General features: G+C 75.2%; 15 protein-coding genes. 2 read left to right on the forward strand and 13 right to left on the reverse strand.

What is annotated here, in order from left to right:
* The first annotated feature begins 43 nt into the window (after positions 1-43).
* Positions 44-1,429 carry an MATE family efflux transporter gene (locus WMF26_RS07145; protein ID WP_437999706.1) on the forward strand — a complete coding sequence of 462 codons (1,386 nt, stop codon included), beginning with the start codon at positions 44-46 and terminating at the stop codon, positions 1,427-1,429.
* A gap of 91 nt (positions 1,430-1,520) precedes the next feature.
* Here the strand turns inward: WMF26_RS07145 and panD are convergent, their stop codons facing one another.
* The 13 genes from panD to WMF26_RS07210 all read right to left on the reverse strand — a co-directional run bounded on the left by panD (position 1,521) and on the right by WMF26_RS07210 (position 16,821).
* Positions 1,521-1,970, reverse strand: coding sequence for an aspartate 1-decarboxylase (panD, locus tag WMF26_RS07150; protein WP_437336433.1), 450 nt, complete (start codon positions 1,968-1,970; stop codon positions 1,521-1,523).
* A gap of 152 nt (positions 1,971-2,122) precedes the next feature.
* Positions 2,123-3,313 carry a hypothetical protein gene (locus tag WMF26_RS07155; RefSeq protein ID WP_437999707.1) on the reverse strand — a complete coding sequence of 397 codons (1,191 nt, stop codon included), beginning with the start codon at positions 3,311-3,313 and terminating at the stop codon, positions 2,123-2,125.
* A gap of 526 nt (positions 3,314-3,839) precedes the next feature.
* Entirely contained in the window at positions 3,840-4,895 is a 1,056-nt protein-coding gene (locus WMF26_RS07160; RefSeq protein ID WP_437999708.1) for a metallophosphoesterase, read from the reverse strand.
* A gap of 116 nt (positions 4,896-5,011) precedes the next feature.
* Positions 5,012-5,557 carry a DUF1232 domain-containing protein gene (locus WMF26_RS07165; protein WP_437999709.1) on the reverse strand — a complete coding sequence of 182 codons (546 nt, stop codon included), beginning with the start codon at positions 5,555-5,557 and terminating at the stop codon, positions 5,012-5,014.
* 337 nt (positions 5,558-5,894) lie between these two features.
* Positions 5,895-6,704, reverse strand: a complete 810-nt coding sequence (locus WMF26_RS07170; protein ID WP_437999710.1) for a tachylectin-related carbohydrate-binding protein — start codon at positions 6,702-6,704, stop codon at positions 5,895-5,897.
* A gap of 278 nt (positions 6,705-6,982) precedes the next feature.
* Complete coding sequence (locus WMF26_RS07175) at positions 6,983-8,086, reverse strand: hypothetical protein (protein WP_437945357.1); 1,104 nt, start codon at positions 8,084-8,086, stop codon at positions 6,983-6,985.
* Positions 8,087-8,133: 47 nt separating this feature from the next.
* Positions 8,134-9,210, reverse strand: coding sequence for a dipeptidase (locus tag WMF26_RS07180; RefSeq protein ID WP_437999711.1), 1,077 nt, complete (start codon positions 9,208-9,210; stop codon positions 8,134-8,136).
* Positions 9,207-10,619, reverse strand: coding sequence for a serine/threonine-protein kinase (locus WMF26_RS07185; RefSeq protein ID WP_437999712.1), 1,413 nt, complete (start codon positions 10,617-10,619; stop codon positions 9,207-9,209). Before WMF26_RS07185 ends, WMF26_RS07180 begins: the two co-directional genes overlap by 4 nt.
* A 122-nt stretch (positions 10,620-10,741) precedes the next feature.
* Entirely contained in the window at positions 10,742-13,432 is a 2,691-nt protein-coding gene (locus WMF26_RS07190; RefSeq protein WP_437999713.1) for a transglycosylase SLT domain-containing protein, read from the reverse strand.
* A 70-nt stretch (positions 13,433-13,502) separates the two neighbouring features.
* On the reverse strand, positions 13,503-14,006 hold the full coding sequence (locus WMF26_RS07195) for a hypothetical protein (RefSeq protein ID WP_437999714.1): 504 nt from the start codon (positions 14,004-14,006) through the stop codon (positions 13,503-13,505).
* Positions 14,007-14,242: 236 nt separating this feature from the next.
* Positions 14,243-14,623 carry a c-type cytochrome gene (locus WMF26_RS07200; RefSeq protein ID WP_061623163.1) on the reverse strand — a complete coding sequence of 127 codons (381 nt, stop codon included), beginning with the start codon at positions 14,621-14,623 and terminating at the stop codon, positions 14,243-14,245.
* 285 nt (positions 14,624-14,908) lie between these two features.
* Positions 14,909-15,373 carry an SRPBCC family protein gene (locus tag WMF26_RS07205; RefSeq protein WP_061621756.1) on the reverse strand — a complete coding sequence of 155 codons (465 nt, stop codon included), beginning with the start codon at positions 15,371-15,373 and terminating at the stop codon, positions 14,909-14,911.
* Positions 15,374-15,537: 164 nt separating this feature from the next.
* A complete protein-coding gene (locus WMF26_RS07210) occupies positions 15,538-16,821 on the reverse strand; it encodes a SprT-like domain-containing protein (protein ID WP_437999715.1) in 1,284 nt (427 codons plus the stop codon).
* A gap of 154 nt (positions 16,822-16,975) precedes the next feature.
* On the opposite strand from WMF26_RS07210, the gene WMF26_RS07215 reads away from it, so the two are divergent.
* A complete protein-coding gene (locus WMF26_RS07215) occupies positions 16,976-19,018 on the forward strand; it encodes a sulfatase-like hydrolase/transferase (protein WP_437999716.1) in 2,043 nt (680 codons plus the stop codon).

Below are 19,018 nucleotides of genomic sequence, written 5' to 3' on the forward strand. Positions count from 1 at the left end.
CCGGCGCGCTATGGTGGCGCCCCTTTTCGCCCTCGGTGCTCCCGTGAACCCCGCTTCCTCCTCGCTCGCCGCCGACAGCGCGCGGTCCGAGCTGCGCGTGCTCGCGCGCCTCGCGCTGCCGATCGCGGTCGCGCAGGCAGGGCTCGTCGCGATGTCGCTCGTCGACGTGGCGATCGTGGGGCGCGTCTCGGTCAACGAGCTCGCCGCCTGCGCCATGGGCAGGACCATCGTCCACATGTCGAACGCGGTCGGGGTCGGCGTCTCGGCCGCGGTCGAGCCGCTCGCGTCGCAGGCGATCGGCGCCGGCCGCCCGGGGCAGGCCTGGGCGGCGCTGCGCGCGACCCTGCGCGCGAGCCTGCTCGTCAGCGTCGTCGCGTTCGGGGCCGCGCTCGCCGCGACCTTCGCGCTCGCCCCCATGGGCGTCGACCCCGCGCTGGTCCCGGGCGTGCGCCGGTACATCCTCGGCCACGCGCTGTGGATCTTCCTGTGGCCCGTCTTCCTCGCCAGCAAGAGCTTCCTCCAGGCCCACGGCGCGACGCGGCCCGCGCTCGTCGGCGTGATCGTGGCGAACCTCATCAACCTCGTGGCCTGCAACCTGATGGTCCGCGGCGACGAGGCGCTGCGCTGGGTGGGCCTGCCGCCGATCGGCTTGCCGCAGCTCGGCGCGCTCGGCGCGGGGCTCGCCGCGAGCCTCGCCACCGCCGTGCTCTCGTCGATCGTGCTCTGGTCCGCGCGGCGCCGCCGCGGGCCGTCCACGGAGGACGCGGCCGCCGTGCCGGTCGCCGTGATCTACCGGCTCGGCGTCCCGATCGGGCTGCAGCTGCTCGCCGAGATCGGCGTGTTCGGGATGACGGCGCTGCTCGCCGGCCGGCTCGGCGCCGCCGTCGTCTCGGCGCACCAGGTCGCGATCGGGCTCGCCGCCTTCGCGTTCATGGGCGCGGCCGGCGTCGGCGGGGCGACCGCCGTCCGCGTGGGGCACGCCGTCGGCGCGGGCCGGCCGCCGCTGCGCCCCGGTCTGCTCGGCCTCCTGCTCGGCGCCGGCGTCATGTGCGTGAGCGCCTCGACGTACGCCGCGTTCCCCCGCGCCCTCATCGGCGCGTTCACCCCGGACGCGCAGGTCATCGCCATCGGCGTCTCGCTGCTCCGCATCGCGGCGCTCTTCCAGCTCTTCGACGGCATCCAGGCGGTCGCCGCCGGGGCGCTGCGCGGCGCGGGCGACGTGCGGTTCCCCTTCTGGGCCAACCTCGTGGCCCACTGGGGCTTCGGCCTGCCGCTGTCGATCGGGCTCGCCTTCGGGCTCGACCTCGGCGTCCGCGGCCTCTGGTTCGGGCTCACCGCGGGGCTCATCGCCGTCGCGGGGGTGCTCTCGATGCGCTTCGTCCGGCTGGCCCGCGCGCCGGTGGCGCGGGTGCTGCCGCACGCCGGGTGACGCGCGCTCAGTTCGGCGCGCTCAGTTCGGCGCGCTCAGTTCGGCGCGCTCAGTTCGGCGCGCTCAGTTCGGCGCGCTCAGTTCGGCGCGCTCAGTTCGGCGCGCGCGGGGCCGGCGCCTCGGGCGAGGGGCCCGGCTGGCCCGCGAGCGGCGCCGCCGGCGCGAGCGGCCCCGGCGCCTCGGGCGGCTGGTCGGCGAGCGGCCGGTTCTGCCCGTCGACGCGGAGCACGCGCGGCGCGTGCCGCCGCGCCTCGGCGTCGTCCATGTCCGCGAACGTGGCGATGATGACGAGATCGCCGGGCTGATTGAGGTGCGCCGCGGCGCCGTTGATGCACACGACGCCGGAGCCGCGCGCCCCCTCGAGCGCGTAGGTCGTCAGCCGGGAGCCGCGCGTCACGTTCCAGATGTCGACCGCCTCGTAGGGCAGGATGTCGGCGGCCTCCAGGAGGTCCACGTCGATCGTGACGCTGCCCTCGTAGTGCAGATCCGCGTGGGTCACGGTCGCGCGGTGGATCTTGCTCTTGAACATCCGTCGATTCATGCGTGCTGACCTCTGCTCCTCCCGGCTCGGGCCGGCGCCGCGTGCGCTGTCGACCGCGCGCGCGGCGTCGGTCCGCGAGCGAGGCGCGCGCGGTCACGAGCTCCGCGAGGGCCGCCGGGAAGGACAGCCTTTCTCCTTAGTCCAAGTGGCCGTCAGTCAAGGAACAATCGCTGCCGGAGGAGCCGGCCGCCCGCGAGCTGGACGGCGGCCTGGTCGGGCGGCGCCTCGACGTCGTCGACGTCGACCGCCGGCGACCCGGGCTGGCCGATCACGAAGACGACCTCGCACGGGCCCGCCGCGGCGTCCCGGAAGAGCGCCTCGCGCGTGCCCGACACGCGCGCGCCGCCGCTGCCGTCGAGCTCGATGTCGACGGGCCACGGGCGCGCCTTCCCGCCCTGCACCAGAAAGGCGCTCACGGCGACCGGCGAGGGCACGCGCGCGCCGGGCGAGAGCGCGATCGTGATCCGGGCGCCCCGCCCGACGCGGCGCGGGGCGCTCGGATCGCGATCGCCCTGCAGCGCGCCGCCGACGAGGGTCGTCGCGATCGTGTAGTCGGGGAGCGCGGCGGCGCCGGGCGCGAACGGCGCAGGGCGCAGCGCGAGCAGCGACACGAGCGCCGCCGACACGACCCAGCCGGCCACGCCCACGGCGGTCCGCACCCGCGCCCCTAGCTTCGCCCGCGGAGCGCTCCGCCGCTCGACGACCAGCTCGGGGACCAGCGGCCCCGGGCGCGGCGCCAGGGCGCCGGCGTCCGCCCCGTCCGGCGCGCGCTGGGCGGGCGGCGCCGGCGCCGGGCTCGGGCGCGCGGCGCGGGGCGGCTCCGAGGGCCCGGGCGGCACCGATTCGCCGCCGATCGCGCGGCAGACGGGCGCATCCGTGGTGGACGGCGAGCTCGTCCCGCTGAGCGAGTCGGCGTCGGCGCCGAGCGGCGGCGTGTCCGCCGCGTCGCCCGGCTCGTCCGCGTCGCCGTCCCACTCGTGGGGGCTCCGGAAGCGGATCCCGGACTTCCGGTCGACCATCGGGCGCGACAGCGGCGGCGGCGCGGGCGCGTCGCCGCGCGTGTCCCGCAGCTGGGCGATCAGCTCGTCGGCGAGCCGGGCGCGGGTCTCGTCGTCGAGGGGCACCCGCGCCCCGCGCCCCTCGCGCCCTGCGCCCGAGGTGGGCGCCTCGGCGCCCGCGGTCGTCGCGGCGTCCGCGGGCCCCGAGGCGTCCGCGGCGTCTCGCTGCGCGCTCTGCGCGTCGTCCGGGCGCGCCGCCTCGCCGAGCTTCCGCCGGCGCGGATCGCCCGGCGGATCCTGCTGCGCGATGCGCTTCAAGGTGCGCAGCAGCTCGTCGTCGTCCATCAGCCGCTCCCCGCGTCGCGCCGCGGTGTACGGCGTTCGGGCGGCCGGCACCGGCGCAGCAGCGTGGGTGCGACACGAGGAGCCGGGAGGGGGAGGCGCTGCTCGCCGGACACCAGGGGGGGCTCCCCGTTGCTCCGATTCGCCTCGTGGATCAGCGCGAGCGGACGCTCAGGCATCTGATTCCCTTCCCCTGGGGATCGAAGAGCCCCAGTTTGCCATCGACGTTATCCGGTCCGCGCGGCGCCCGTCAATGGAGCAGACGGGCGCCGCGGCGCTTCTCGCGCTGTCCGCGCTGTTCTCGCCGCGTGCGTCGTTCGCGTCGGTTGCGTCGTTCGCGTCGTTCGCGTCGTTCGCGTCGTTCGCGTCGTTCGCGTCGTTCGCGTCGTTCGCGTCGTTCGCGTCGTTCGCGTCGTTCGCGTCGTTCGCGTCGTTCGCGTCGGTTGCGTCGGTTGCGTCGCTCGCGCTCGCTGCAGCTCGCGCGCGAGAACGCGTTGCAAACGGCGACGAGAGCTTCTCACGAGATCGTCTACTTTTTCTCGCCGCTCGCGCTGCTCGCGCCGGTCGCCTCGCCTGTCAAGATCCGCACGGTGTCGCCGGCAATCTCCAGCGCCGCTGGCTTTCCGCCGTAGTGCGCGGCCATGCCGACGTCGATCCGCCAGACCTTGTCGCCGCAGGCCGAGGTGACGCCGTTCCTCTGGACCGTGTGGCCGACGACCATGCGCTTCGCGGACATGGCCGCGAGGGTCTGGTCGAGCGCCGCGCAGGGGCTCGAGCCCGGGGTCGGCGCCGGATCGGTGGAGTAGAGGCGCGCCCACACCGGGCTGTCCTCGGCCGCGATCACGGCCGGCGCGGACGGGCTCTTCCCCTCCATCCACGCGCGCACCTCGCGGTTGATCCGCGCGATGCCGTAGCGCGTGTGCGACGGGAGCACGCCGCCGTGCGCGAAGACCGTGTCGCCGACGGCGATGATCACGTCGCGCGCCGCGAGCTTCTTGGCGTAGACGCCGCCGGGGAAGAACGCGGCGGCGCGGGCGCGCGCGGGGGGCGGCACGGGCGCGAGGCGCGGCGACGAGGCGTCGAGCCCGGGCACGTCCTCGAAGTCCTTGAAGCCGCCCTCGGTGACGTAGCGGAAGTCCAGCTGGACATTCATCACCTCGTGGTTGCCGTTCAGCGCGTACACGGCGCCGCCGGCCGCGCGCGCCTCGACGGCGAGGCGATCGAACAGGTCGACGATCGCCTGCTCGCCGTCGCCGCGGTCGATCTCGTCGCCCGTCTGGACGAGCACGAGCTTGCCGCCGATCCAGCGATCCGATCCGTCGATCGCGCCCGCGATCCGCAGGGCCGCGCGGGTGGCCGCGAGGTCGCCGTGGACGTCGCCGATGGCCACGACGCGCTCGGCGGCCGGGTAGGCGTAGGAGCGATCCGTGTCGGGCGGCGGCGCGGGTGAGGCGGCGGCGCGGACGGGCGCGGCCGAGGTGGCGGCGGGCGCGGGCCGCTGCGCCGTCGAGGCGGGGCGATCGGCGTCGCAGCCCGCGGCGAGCAGCGCGGCGAGCAGCGCGGAGAGGCAGGGAGCGGCTGACATCGGACGCGGTCCTCCGGGGTGGCTGGGCGTTATGTACTACGCGGGGGCTGGGCGCGCCGCGGCGAGCGGCGCGCCTGCAGCGGCTCGCCGCGCGGCGGCGCGCCGCCCGCGGGCGGTCAGGCCGGGAGCTTGGCGGCGAGGAACGATTTCAGCTTGATCAGGTTCTTCGCGTCGCGGCTGAAGGTCGGGGCGGTGTAGCTCGATGCCCAGCCGGCGATCTCGTGCATGAACGAGGCGCGGACCTGCTCGTCGCCGAGGATGTCGTCCACGGTGCGGCCGCGCGCGGCGCCCTTCTCCAGCGAGCGCACGTAGCCCTTGAGCCGCGCGTAGTCGCCGCCGAGCAGCTCGGCGATGAGCTCCGCGTCGCGCGCGAGCCGCGCGAGGGCCGGCGCCTGGTCGCGCAGCTCCTGGCTCTCGGCCGCGGCGAAGGAGGCCGCGACGCGCAGCACGAAGGCGTCGTCGAGGAAGCCGAGATCCTCGATGCCGTCCGGGATGAGGTCGAGCGACTTGAAGAGGTAGTTCAGGCCGGCCGCGAGCGAGCGGCGCGCCGCCTCCGGGCTGTCCGGCGAGGCGAGCAGGCCGGCCAGGTCCGTGGCGTCGGAGGCGAGGCTGCGCAGCCACTCGGGGAACGTGTCGAGACAGCGGTCGTCGAGATCGGTCATGGGATCCTCCCGGCGGGAGCGGGAGGGTAGTCCGACCGGCGCGGCGCCGTCCATGCCGTCGATGCGGACGCCGGCGCGCGGCGCCTGCTGGCGCTCAACGCGCGGCCGCCGTGAGGCGCCGGCCATGAGGGGCACGCCCCGCCTCGTGGCGCTCCGTCGAGGACGGGACGCCGAGCTCGTGCTCTTCAAGATCGCTCGGTGAGCCAGGCTCGCGCGGGGGGCCGGATTTGAACATGAAGGCGGGAAGGCGGGAAGACAAGATTGATGATCTTCCTGCCTTCCCGCCTTCATGGGAATCACTCCGGGGTGATTGGGCCACCACCCTCGCGCGAGCGCTTCAGAGGAACGCGTTCCAGCCAGCACCGACCTTCTGCGGACCGGCCCAGTCGACGGCCCCCGTCTGCCAGCCGTTGTGGCGATACCAGTGGAGATCCCCGTTCGGGAGGACGCCGTAGATGACGCCGCGCCCGCCGGAGAAGACGTGCGCGAACGAGTTCCAGACCGTGCCGACCCTCTGCGGGCCGGTCCAGTCGACGACCCCCGTCTGCCAGCCGTTGTGGCGATACCAGTGGAGATCCCCGTTCGGGAGGATGCCGTAGACGACGCCGCGCCCGCCGGAGAAGACGTTCGTGAACGCGTTCCAGCCATTGCCGACCTTCTGCGGACCGGTCCAGTCGACGGCGCCCGTCTGCCAGCCGTTGTGGCGATACCAGTGGAGATCCCCGTTCGGGAGGACGCCGTAGATGACGCCGCGCCCTGCGGAGAAGACGCGCGTGAACGCGTTCCAGCCGGTCCCGACGGTCCGCGCGTCGGCCCAGTCGACGGTCCCGGTTTGCCAGCCGTCGTGGCGATGCCAGCGGAGGTCCCCGTTCGGCAGGATGCCGTAGATGACGCCGTTTTCTCCCGGAACCACGCGCGTGAACGAGCTCCAGCCGGTCCCGACGCTCTGCGGGCCGGCCCAGCTCGCCTTTCCCTCCTGCCAGCCCCGGTGGAGATACCACTGGAGGCTCCCGTTCTGCCGGGTGCCATAGATGACGCCGCTGCCAGCGGAGATCACGCTCTCCTGGGCGGCGGCTCCCTGGATCGCAGCGAGGGACAAGAGCCCCGCGGCTGCAGCGACCGCCCTGATGAATGCCCTTCGTATCATCGCTTCCCCCTCGTCTCGCAGGAGCTCGGCGCCTCGTCGCGCGCGCTCCGTCCCCGGATCTCATGAAGCCGCATGGCGCGGCGGGAAGCCTCGGTGGTCGGCGCCTGGTCGCGAAGCCGCGGGCGCGAACCGACGACCGAGGAGACGGCGAGGATCGGGAACCTGGGCAGCACCGGACGAGCCGGGAGCCTGGGCGACCCGTGTGGTGGGGGACCGACGAACGAAGGATCGCCTCCCTGCGCGGAGGGGAGCGCGGCGCGTGAGCGGCGCGCGCTGGATCAGCCGCCCGTCGCCCCGACCCGCCCCGTGACGCTCGCGCTCGCGCGCACGCTCACCTGGATGCGCACCGACGCGCTCGTCGAGGCCTCGGCCGCGCCGGCGACGCACGCGAGCGCGCGCGCGCCCGCGTCGCCCACGATCCGCGGCAGCGCGGCGCCGACCTGGACCACGGTCTGGGCGTCGCCGAGGAGCCTGCGCCCGAGCGCCACCTCGGCGTGCAGCAGCGCCGGCAGGTTGGCCTGCAGCGTCGCCGCGAGCCGCGCGGCCATCTCGGCGCCGTACGACGCGCGCACCTGCACGAGCGCCGGCGTGCACGCGGCGTAGACGTCGGCGTGCGCGCGGCAGCTCGCCTCGCACTCGGCGTCGGCGCTCGGGGGCCGCACCATCCCGGCGCACTGCGGCGCCTGCCAGGTGCCCTCGCACCGCGCGTGGCAGGTCGCGTCGCAGCCGCCGTCGCACTCGCCGTTGCAGAACCCCACGCAGCGCCCCTGCGCGTCGTACGCCGAGCACTGCCCCCGGCACTGCCCCGCGCAGCGCCCCTCGCACCGCCCCGCGCAGCGGCCCTGGCAGTAGCCGGAGAGCCGCGCGGGCTCGCACTGCGCCACGATCTGCCCCGGATCCAGCTGGACGTCGCACGCGCCGCTGCAGCGCGCCCCGGCCTGGGCGTTCGCCTGGCAGGCCGGCGGCGTCACCGCCACCTGCACCCCGGCGCCCTGGCGCAGGATGGCGTCGATCGCCGCCGAGACCGGGCCGCAGGCGCCGCTCGCCTGGCCCCCCGCCTCGTCGCGCGGCGCCATCTGCGCGGGCGGGATCCCGAGGTCCGCGCCGATCCGGCGGCAGGCGTCGGCCACCTGCGCCTCGATCGCCGCGGACACGGCGGCCATGTCCTTGGCCGCCTGCACGAACGTCCGCACCTTGGCGTTCGCCCGCGCGTCCGCGGAGAACTGGGCGCCGAGGACGTCGCCCGGCCCGCGCAGCTCGGGGCAGACGGCCTCGCCGACGCCCTCGATGTGGCCGAGCTCCGCGCAGCTCAGGCCCGGGATGCACGCCACGACCGCGAGGGCGAGGAGCCCTCGCGGCGACCGAGCGACTTCCGTGCGCATGCGTGCCCTTACCACGACCGCACCGGCGGCGCGCGGCCGGTCGACGCCTACCTGGGCGGCTGCCCCCCGCCAGAAGCCGCCGGCCGCCAGCCGAGGATGCGCAGCGCGTTCTGCGAGAAGATCTTCACCACGTCCTCGCGCGACATCCCGCGCTGCCGGAGCCGCGCGGCCAGCGCCGGCAGCGCCGACGCGTCGTCGAGCCCCTTCGGGGGGATGATGCCGCCGTCGAAATCCGACCCGATCGCGACGTGATCGACGCCGGCCACCCGGACCATGTGGTCGACCTGCGCGAGCACGTCGTCGAGGTCCGCCTCGCTCGTGCCGTTCACGAACGGCGCGTGGAAGTTGAGCCCCGCGACCCCGCCGCTCCGCCCGATGAGCCGCAGCTGCTCGTCGGTCAGGTTGCGCGGCCGGTTCGCCACCGCGCGCGCGTTCGAGTGGGTCGCCACGATCGGCGCGCCGTGCGCGGCCGCGATCGGCACGAGGTCCGCGAACGCGGCGTCCGAGATGTGCGAGACGTCGATGAGCGCGCCCTGCGCGTAGACGCGCTCGCAGAACCGCTTGCCGAGCTCCGTCAGCCCGAACGCGGCCGGCTCGCCGGTCGCCGACGACGAGAGCCGCGTGTTCTTCGCGTGGTTCGGGCTGATGAGCCGCACGCCGCGCGCGATGAACCGGTCGATCTGCGCGATGTCCTCCGCGAACGCGCCGGCCCCCTCGATCGAGAGGAAGGTGCTGATCTTCCCCGGCTCGGCCCGCGCCGCGCCGAGCGGCAGGAGCACGGGGCTCGCGGCGATGATCGCCTCGATCGTCGCGAGGACCGCGCTGGCGTCCTCGATCTGCGGGCCCTCGGGCCGCGCCCGGTCGGGCAGGTAGATCGGCAGCACGATGCCGAGATAGTTGCCGGCGACGAGCGTGTCGCTGCGGGCGTGGCCCTCGCCCAGGCGAGGGTCGCGCCCCTTGAAGTGGACCTGCCAGGGCACGTCGACGTGCAGGTCGACGACGTGCACGGGGGGCTCGCGGCCGCCGCCGGCGGGCGGGTCGCCGCGCGTGGGCCGCGGCGCGCCCAGGGCCGAGGCGGCGCACGCGGCGGCGAGCAGGGCGCGGACGCGGCCTCCGGCGCTCATCCGCTCACCAGCACGCCGAGCGCGAAGCCGACGCCGAGGCACACGAGGCCGATGACCGCGACGAGCCACCAGGCGGCGCCCTCCGAGGGCGCCGTCTCGGCGGGGAGGGGGACCTCCACGACCCGCACGTCGTAGTGGCCGCCCGTGAGCGTCGGCACGCCCGTCGGCCGCTGCGCGCTGACGTGGGTCGGCCCGGCGGGCACCGGGGGCGCCGCGAACGCCGCCGTGGGCGCCACCTGCGAGGTCGTCGGGGGCGGCGGCGCGGTCGGGCGCGGCGGGGGCGCCGACTCCGGCCTCGGCATGACCGGCATGCTCGTCGTCGAGCCCGGCCCGTGCGGCGGCGGGGGCAGCTGCGACGGCGGCTGCGGCGCGTACAGCTGCGACGGCGGCTGCCCCGCTTGCGGCTGCGACGCGTGCAGCTGCGACGCGTGCGCCTGCGGGTGCGGCTGCGCCGGCGGCGGCAGCGAGGGCAGGTGGTGCGGCGGCGGGAGCGACGCCTGCGGATCGGCCCACGCGCCGGGCGTCGCGATGCCGGTGCGGTGCGCGACGGCGCTCAGCGTCTGCGCCATCTCCTCGGCCGTCTGGAAGCGCCCGTTCACGTCCTTGGAGAGGGCGCGCTGGAAGAAGAGGCCCCAGGCGGCGAGGTGCGGCGCGACCTGCTCGATCGGGCGCACCTCCTTGGCGAGCACGGCGGTGAGCCGCGCGAACTCGTTCTCGGCGGGGAACGGCTGCGTCGCGGTGAGCATCTCGTAGAAGATCACGCCGACGCTCCAGAGGTCGGTGCGCGCGTCGACGGCCTGCGCGTTCTTGATCTGCTCGGGGCTCATGTAGCCGGGGGTGCCGAGGAGCGTGCCGGCGCGGGTCTTGAGGCCCATGCCGCCGGCCGCGTCCATCACCTTCGCGATGCCGAAATCGAGCACCTTCACGCGGAAGCCGCCGCGCGGATCGCGCACGAGGAACAGGTTCTCCGGCTTCAGATCGCGGTGGATCACCCTGTGGCTGTGCGCCGCCATGAGGGCCTGGAGCACCTCGTGGATGATCGGCACGGCCTGCGCCGGCGGGATGGGGTTGCCCGTGTCGATGTACGCGGCGAGCGGGACGCCCTGCAGGAGCTCCATGACGAGGTAGGGCGTGCCGTCCTCGGCGCGGGCCGCCTCGAAGACCGAGGCGATGTTCTGGTGGACGAACCCCTTCGTCGCCTCCGCCTCGGCGAAGAAGCGCTGCAGGACCTGCTCTTCCTGCGTGAACTCGGGGTGCAGCACCTTGATGGCGCGCTTGCCCTCGCCGCGCAGCCCGTCGGCCTCGTAGACGGCGCCCATGCCGCCCTCGCCGAGGAGACGCACGATCCGGAAGCGCCCGTTCAGCACGGCGCCCACGAGCTGGTGGGAAGGGCTCGAGGGGTCGACCACGCGCGGACTCTACCAAAGCTTCCGCGCCGCCCGCTCGCCGAAACCTCGGCGCGGGGCGCGCGAGCAGGCCGTCGACGTGGGGCGCCGGCGCACGGCGAGCGCACGGGGCGCGCCGGGGCGCGTCAGGGCGCGGCGTTCGCCACGGCCGAGCGCGCCGCCGGGCTCGCGGGCAGCGGGGTGCGCAGGGCCTCGCTCGGCTGATCGCCGCCGTAGAGGAGCTCGTAGACGGCGAGGCTCGTGAGCACGCGCTTCGTGTAGAGCCGCGTCTCCTCGTACGGGATGCGCTCGACCCACAGGTCGAAGCTCTGCGAGGGGCGCTCCGCGATCCACCGCTTCGGCGCGCCGCCGCCCGCGTTGTAGGCGGGGATCGCGAGCAGCGGGTTGTCCGAGAACTGGCCGCGCAGCACCGAGAGGTACCGGCAGCCGAGCGCGATGTTGACCTCGGGCCGCCTCAGCGCCTCGGCGCTCGACGGCAGCCCGAGCGGCTTGGCCATGCGCTTCGCGGTCGGCACGATGAGCTGCATGAGCCCGTACGCCTGCGCGGGCGAGGCCACCTTCGGGTCGAAGGCCGACTCCTCGCGCATGATCGCGTAGGCGAGGGCCTCGGGGATCCCGCTGCGCTTCGCCTCCGCGGCGACGAGGGCGGCGAACGGGCGCGGGTAGGCGAGCTCCCACGCGCTGCGCCAGCGCCCGGCCGGGTAGTGGTCGACCCAGTCGCCCGCGAGCTCGACGCGGCCGTCGTCCGCCGACGGCGCCGCCATCGCCGTGCGCAGGATGCTGTACGACTGCGGCAGCGCGCCCGCGCGCGCGAGCAGGAACGCCGAGGCCCACATCACCTCGCGCGGCGCCGTGCGGCTCCCCACGCCGAGCGCGTCGAGCTCGCGGCGCGCGAGCTTCGCCTCGCCCTGGCGCGCGAGCTCGACCGCGCGGGTGAACGCCGGGCGCGCGAACAGGGGGCTCCGGAGCTCGGCGTACGGCGCGCTCGCGTCGCGCTCGAGGGCCGCGGACAGGGCCCGCTGGGCGGCCGCGGGATCGGCGTCGGCGAGCCGGGCGTGGGCGAGGGCCATGTAGAACGAGAGCGGGTAATCGCGGATCACCTGCTCGAGCAGCGCCTTTCCCTTGTCGGGCGAGCCGGTCTCGATGTGGGCGCGCCCGAGGTAGTAGGGGAACCTGCCCGCCGCGTGGTACGCGCGCTCGTGGGGGAAGCGCGCGAGCCCGAGCTCGAGCGGCCTGACCGCGCCGGCCCAGCCGTCGCGCTCCATCTCGAAGAGCGCGAGCTCGAACAGGCCGTCGGCGACCATGTCGCCCGACGGGTAGTCGTCGGGCATGGCGGTGAGCATCTGGACGAACTGCGCCTGATCGCCGAGCGCGAGCAGGGCGCGCGCGCCGAGGTAGCGCGCGTCGTCCGCGAGCCGGTGATCCGGGTACTCCTTCTCGAGCAGCGCGAAGCGCGCGGCGGCCTCGGCGTGCCGATCGACGCGGAACGACGCGCGCGCGGCGTTGTAGAGCGTCTCGGGCCGCCGGGGGGCGGGCGCGCCTGCTCCTGCCGCCGCGGGCGCCGCGGGGGCGCTCGCGGCGGCCGGGGCGCTCGTGACGGCGGCGGGGACGCTCGCAGCGGCGGCGGGGGCGCTCGCGGCGGCGGCCGGGGCGCTCGTGACGGCGGCCGGGGCGCTCGCGACGGCGGCCACCGCGGGCGCGCTCGCCGATGCGGCGGCCGCGGGCGCGGCCGGCCCGCAGCGCTCGATCGCCGTGCCGTAGATGTCGGCGGCCTCGGCCCGCCGCCGGACGCGCCCGAGCGCCTCGCCGCGCGCGGCGAACGCGTCGCAGGCGAAGGCCGAGGGCGCCTGCGCCTCGGGCAGGGCGATCAGCGCCTCGGTGACGGCGAGCGCTTCCTTGTCCTGGCGCGAGGCGAGCAGGGCGCGCGCGCGGGCGAGCAGGTCGGCGGGGCCCGGGTCGAGGAACGGCTTGCGCCGCGCGAACGGCAGCGTCGACAGGGCCTGCTCCAGGATCTCCTTCGCCTCGCCCGCGCCCGCGCCGCCCGGCGCCTCGTCGATGACGCGCCGGGCGAGCCGGATCGCCTCCTCGGCGTGGTCTTCTTTCGGGTGGCGGAGCAGCGCGCGGGCGAAGCGGAGCGCCTCGGGCACCCACGTCGATGCCGGCCAGCTCCGGGCGAGGTACGCCTGCCAGCTCGCGGCGGCGGCCCCGATGTCGCCCTTCTCGGCGAGCGCATGGGCGATCACGCGATCGAGCTCGTCGGCGATCGCGACGTCCGAGGCGACGGCGCGCGCGCGCTCGATCGCCGCGTCCGGCTGCCCCGCCCTGGCGAGGAGATCGGCCGCCGCGAACCGCGCGTAATCGGCGAGCGGCCCGCCGGCGGCCGCCGCCGCGTCGTACTCCCTCGCGGCGCCCAGCGGGTCGCCCGCGAGCGCGCGCAGCCGACCGAGCTGGTAGCGAAACGCCGCTGCATCCGCGGGCGGCAGGGGCGCGGAGAGCGCCTGGGCCATGGCGGCGGCCGCGCTCGCGTACGCCTCCTCTGCGACGAGCTTCTGCACCGGCGCGAGCCTCGGGTCGTCCAGCACGAGCGTGAGGCGCTCGGGATCGAACACCGGGGCCTCGCCCGCCGTGCCCGGCACGACGGGCCCCGGCGCCGCTGGGGGCGGCGGCGCCGTCGGCTGCGGGCAGCGCGGCGGGCAGGCCGCGGTCCCGCGCTGCGCGGGGGGCGCGCCGGCGCAGGAGGCGCCGAGCGCGGCGGTCAGCGCGAGCGCGGAGGCCAGCGCGAGCGCGGCCCCGGAGCGGGCATCCAGCCTGAACATGCCTGCACCATACTCCGGATCGCGCGGTCGCACAGCGCTCGAGGCAGCGGCGCGCCGGGGCCCGAGGCGATCAGGGCGAGGCGGTCACCACGGTGGCGGCGACCGCGGCGAAGCGCAGGAGGTCCTCCGCGCGGGCCACGAGCTCGAGGTTGAAGGTCGTGCCCGCCGTGAGCTCGCCCGAGGCTCCGACCTCCAGCGCGCCGGACGCGGCGTCGGGCGGCAGCGTGAGCGGCGTGTACACGAGCCCGGCGGGAGGTGCGTTGACGATGATCTCGATCGGCTCGTCGAAGCCGTTGAATCGACGGATCGAGAGATCGACGGACGTCAGCCCGTCATAGGGGATGTCGACGGTGGCGGGGACGATGAACAGCGCGAAGTCCGGCGCTGCGTCCATGCCCCCGCCGCCGGCGCTGCCGCCGTCCCCGCCGCCGCCGCCGCCGCCGCCGCCGCCGGCGCTGCCGCCGTCTCCGCCGGCGCCGCTCGTCGTGGTGCTCCCGTGCCCCGCCTGTCCGCCGGCGCCCTCGCCCCCGGGGACGTCGTCGGAGCACCCGAAGGCCGAGAGGGCAATCGTCAACGCCACAACAAAGCTGAAGCTCCGCTGTAAACGCATCGGGTCAGGTCTCATGTCGAAGGGAGCCGTCGTGCTTCCGAGGTGGGGTGTCCCGGGGGTGCCGCGTGCGCCGCGGCCACGGTATCGCTGCTCTGGCGGGGCCTGCAAGCGGGCCGGGCGGCTCTGGGCTGGGTCGCCAGCGCGCCGTCTCGCGAGACGGCGCGCTGGCGTTCAGACGAGGCGTGAGGGATGGGGGGCGACTACTGCGTTTCGCAGGCGAGATAGATCCGGATCGACTCGACCGTGGCGTCCTGGAGCCGGCCGGTCGGGGGCATCGCGCCCTCGTCGATCTCCTCGTAGATCTTCTCCGCGTGCTCGCTGACATACGTCGGATCGTCGACGTTGGCGCCCTCGGGCGCGTTGGCGCGGGCCGCCGCCCCCACCTTCGTCGTCGAGTGACAGATACTGCAGTTGCCCATCAGCGCATCCAGGCCCGCCGCCTGCTCCGCCGCGGAGTCGGGCGGGCACGCGCCGAGCGGTCCTTCCTCGCCCTTCGGGTCGGGGTCATCGCCGCCGCAGCCCTGGAGCGAACCGATGACGAAGGGCGCAAGGCAGAGCAGGAAAATCGTACGAACGCGCATCAAAGCACCTCAACAGCTTGTTAGAGGAACGGTGGCGAGCCGGGTTCGAGCCTCCAGCCATGCAGGCTAGCCGGGCGCCGCGCGGGATGGTGCCTGGCGCCGCGCACCGGGTCAACAAAGACGGACGGGCTCGATGCGGGGGAGATGCGATTCCGGTCGGCGCGCGCCGCCGCGTGGGCGGTGCCGCGCGGAGCGCCCGCGCCGTGCCGCCAAGGCCTCCCTCGCCGTGCCGAGCGGCTCGACGCGCGCTCTCGTCCCCGCGCCGCGCCGCGCCACGCCGCGCTTCTAGCTCGCCCGCCGCCGCTCCAGGTGCGTCTTCATCGCCTTGAGATCCCCGTGCACGGCCTTCTTGAAGCTGCCGATGAACAGCCGCCCGAGCGTCTCCATGAACCACCCCATCCCGGCGATCTCGCCATCCATCCGGAGCAGCGTCCCGGCGCCCTGGGGCTCGAAGACGTAGCGAAAGCGGTATTCCCCGCGCCCCGTCGTGCCCTTCTTCCCGTCGACGAAGAGGTCCAGGCTCTTGCCGGGCTCTGCCGCCGTGACCTCGAACAGCTCGGTCGACTCCTTGCCGAACATCTTGCGGGTCTCACGCCACATCGTACCCTTTCCGGCGACGTCGCCCGTGAGCTTCTCCACCCGCACGAAATTCGGCATCCAGTCGCCGAAGGAGTCGATGTCGGTCGCGAGCCGGAAGACATCCTCGGGCGACGCATCGAATCGCTCTTCAATGGTGAACCGGAGCGGCATCTCGTTCTTCTCCTAGGTTGGCCCGCGCACCGGGCCATCGTGCCGGAACCGCTCCATCCCCGTCAACGCGCCCGTCGAGCGCGCGCCGCCCTCCAGATGCGGGCCGCGCGCCGTCGCCCGCCCGGGCCGCGCGCGGCCCGGGGCGACGCCGGCGACCGCGGCGATCAGCCCTTCTTGCCCGGCGGCAGCAGCATGCCCCGCTCGCCGGTCGCCCCCTGCATCGGGCGGTGCAGCACGATCTTCCGTCCCGCCTCGCGCCCGTGCGCGTGCGCCGGCGTCCGCTGGTTGCCCGCGTGACGCAGGTGCTGCACGTGCGGGTGGCGCGTCCGGTAGTAGCCGTCCAGGTCGGCGTCCCTCACCCAGACGAGCCCCTGCTCCGCGGACACCTTCCGCTCCGCGTTCAGCTTCTCGAGGAACCCGAGCATCACGCCGGCCTGGTAGGTCCGACGGTCCTTGTTGCCCTTCACGCCGTGCGTCCGCTTGTGCTCGTTCCACAGCTGCTCGGCCGTGTGGTGCAGGAATGCGTGCACGTAGGCCGCCATCTCGAGGTTCGCCGGCGTCCCGCAGATCTCGAGGACGCTGCCCCGCTTGCCCTCGAGCGGCGCGTAGACCGGCACCCAGATCGCCTCGACGAAGAAATGCTTCCCGAGGATCCCCCCGACGATCCGCTCGCTCTCGCCCACGCGCCCGCTCGGCGCGCCGAGGTGGCGGAAGCCGTACTGCCGCGCGGCGCGCGCCTTCGCGACGTCGAGGTTGTACTTCAGCATCAGCCGCTGCGCGGCGCTCATCGCCGCCTGCGCCTCGTTCGCGTTCGGGCTGTCCGCGAGCGCGAGCAGCCGCGCGATGCGGTCGAGGATCCGGGCGTCCGCGCTGTCCACGCTCCCGTCGCCGCGCGCCGCCCCGCCCGCGTCCGCCGACGGCATCCCGGACGCCGTCGCGTCGATGCCCAGGCGCTCGCACACCTCGCGGAACGCCGGTCCGTGCGCCGCCTCGTCCGTGACGCCCAGCACCTCGTGCACGTACTGGTGCGCCATCTCGTGCTTGAGCACCTCGATCACGACCCCCCACGGCTGCGTCAGCACGAGCGGCCGCGAGATCTCGATCGCGCGCGCCTCGGACATCCAGCGCCCGAGCCGGCTCGCGGCGTCGGACAGCTCGATCGACGGAGGGCGCAGCTTCCGCCGGAAATGCGTGTAGTTGAGGCTCTGGTACGCCGCCATCAGCTCGCGCACGAGCGCCGCCTCGAGCTCGGCGCTGAGCCTCGCCGCCGTCTGGCGCGGCGGCTCGGGCGCCGGCGCGCCGGGGGACGGTCGCGGCTCGGGCGGCGCGCCGGCTGCGGGGGGCGGCGCGCCGGCTGCGGGGGACGAGGACGGTTCGGCCGGCGGCGCGGCGGCCTCTCGGGCCTGCTGAGCGCCGCGCAACCCGTTCAGGAAGAGCTGCTCCGCCATGTCGGACGCCTCTCATGGCACGCCTCGGGCGGCTGTCGAAGGGTTTTCTCCGCCCGTCCGCCCCCCCGGCTAGCCTGAACCGTCATCGGGGCGCCACCGACCCGCCGCAGAAACGTTCCCGAGTCGCCACGCCCTGACTACACTCGCGCGCGCCGTGCACCCGTTCCAGCCGTTGAACGATCCTCCGGCGGCCGACGCCGACGCCGCCAGCCGCTCGTCCCGCGGCCTCGCCCGCGATCTCGGCCCGGATCGCGCGGCGGCGCGCGCGCGGCTGCGCTCCCTCGCCCGCGCCCGGCGCCGCTACGGCCGCCTGTTCCTCGCGCTCCCGCTGCTCCTCATCGTGCTCGCGGACGTCCACATCCGCGGCGATCGCCTGCTCGACCTGAGCGCCAGGCACGCGGCGAGCTACCTCGGCGCGATGGTCGAGAGCGCCGCGCTCTGGGGGCTCCTGCTCTTCGCGGCCTCGTCGCGGCGGGGCGCGTCGCGGTGGATCGCGGCCCTGCTGTTCGTGGCGCTCGCGACGCTCTCGCTCGGCGGCCAGCTCTATTTCCACCGCCAGTACGCCACGTACCTCAACCTCGACGCCACGCTCTTCGGGACCTCGCTCTCCGCGAGCCTCTTCGGCCAGCTCCGGGCCGACGGGGAGAACTTCCTCCGCTCGGTCCTCCCGCCGCTCCTGCTCGCGGTCGCGCTCGTCTGGCTCGGCCGGCGGATCGTGCGCCCCGGGCGCACGGCGTGGGCCCGCGCCGCGCGCCTCGCCGCGCCCGCGGGCGTGGTGGCCGCCTTCGTGCTGCCCTGCTCGTACCGCACGGTGCAGGCGTCCACGCCCGACGTCATCTACTTCCACGCGATCGGCGGCCTCATCAAGGAGCTCGTCGGCGTCCAGACCACGGCGCAGGTGCGCCCCGGCCTCCGCACGCCGCCCGCGCTGCCGCCGCTGACCCCGAAGCCCGGCCCGCGGCGCAACGTGCTCTTCATCCTGACCGAGAGCGTGCGCGCCGACGTCACGTGCTCGGCGCCCGCGGCCGCCGGCGCGGCGCCCTCCGGGTGCCCCGGCACGCCGCGCATCGACGCGGCGGTGCCCGGCCGGCTGCCGCTCACGCAGATGCGCTCGAACGCCTCGACGACGGCGATCGGGCTCGCGGTGCTCTGGTCCGGCCTCCAGCCGATCGCCACGCGCGAGGAGCTCCACACCGCGCCGCTCGTCTTCGATTACGCGGACGCCGCCGGCTTCGACGGCGCCTACTGGACCAGCCACCACATGATGTTCGCGAACTCGCGCCTCTACGTGCAGGACCTGCCGGTCTCGCACCAGTGCGGCGCGACCGAGCTCGATCCGCTCGCCGACATCGATCTCGGGGCCGACGACCGGAAGCTGTCGGCGCGCGCGCGGTCCGAGCTGCTCTCGCTGCGCGAGCCGTTCCTCGCGGTCGCCCACTTCGGCAACACCCACGTCCCGTACCTTGTCGACCCGGAGGACGCGCCGTTCCAGCCCGCCCTCGAGAGCAAGGCGCCGGACGACAACGAGGCGTACCGCAACTTCTACAGGAACGCGGTCTACCGGCAGGACGCGGCGATCGCCGAGCTCATCGACTTCGTCCGGCGCTCTCCGGTCGGCGAGCGCACGGTGATCGTCTTCACCTCGGATCACGGCGAGGCGTTCCGCGAGCACGGCCAGCTCGGCCACACGGGATCCATCCTCGACGAGGAGATCCGGGTGCCCGGCTGGATCGACGCGCCGCCGGGCACGCTGACGTCCGCGGAGGAGTCCGCGCTGCGCGCCGCGCGGGACGAGCTCGTCTTCCACACGGACGTGACGCCGACGTTGCTCGACCTCATGGGCCTGTGGGAGGAGCCGGCGCTCGCGGGCTACCGGGCGGCGATGGTCGGCCGCAGCCTGCTCCGGCCGTCGCCGGGGCCGGCGACGCTGGCGCTCACGAACTGCACCGGGATCTGGGGCTGCGCGTTCAAGAACTGGGGGATGATGCGCGGCAACATGAAGCTCGAATCCCGCGCCTGGGACACCGCGTGGCACTGCTACGACGTGCTCGCCGACCCCCGCGAGCAGCGCGACCTCGGGCCCGCCGCCTGCGGCGACCTGCCCCGGCTCGCCGACGCGATCTACGGCGGCCCCGCCGGCAGCGTCGACGTCCCGGCCCACCTCCGCGGCCTCGCGGCGGCGCCTCGCCGCGACTGA

Origin of the sequence: Sorangium sp. So ce185 (genome assembly GCF_051526825.1) — a bacterium.
Lineage (GTDB): Bacteria > Myxococcota_A > Polyangia > Polyangiales > Polyangiaceae > Sorangium > Sorangium cellulosum_D.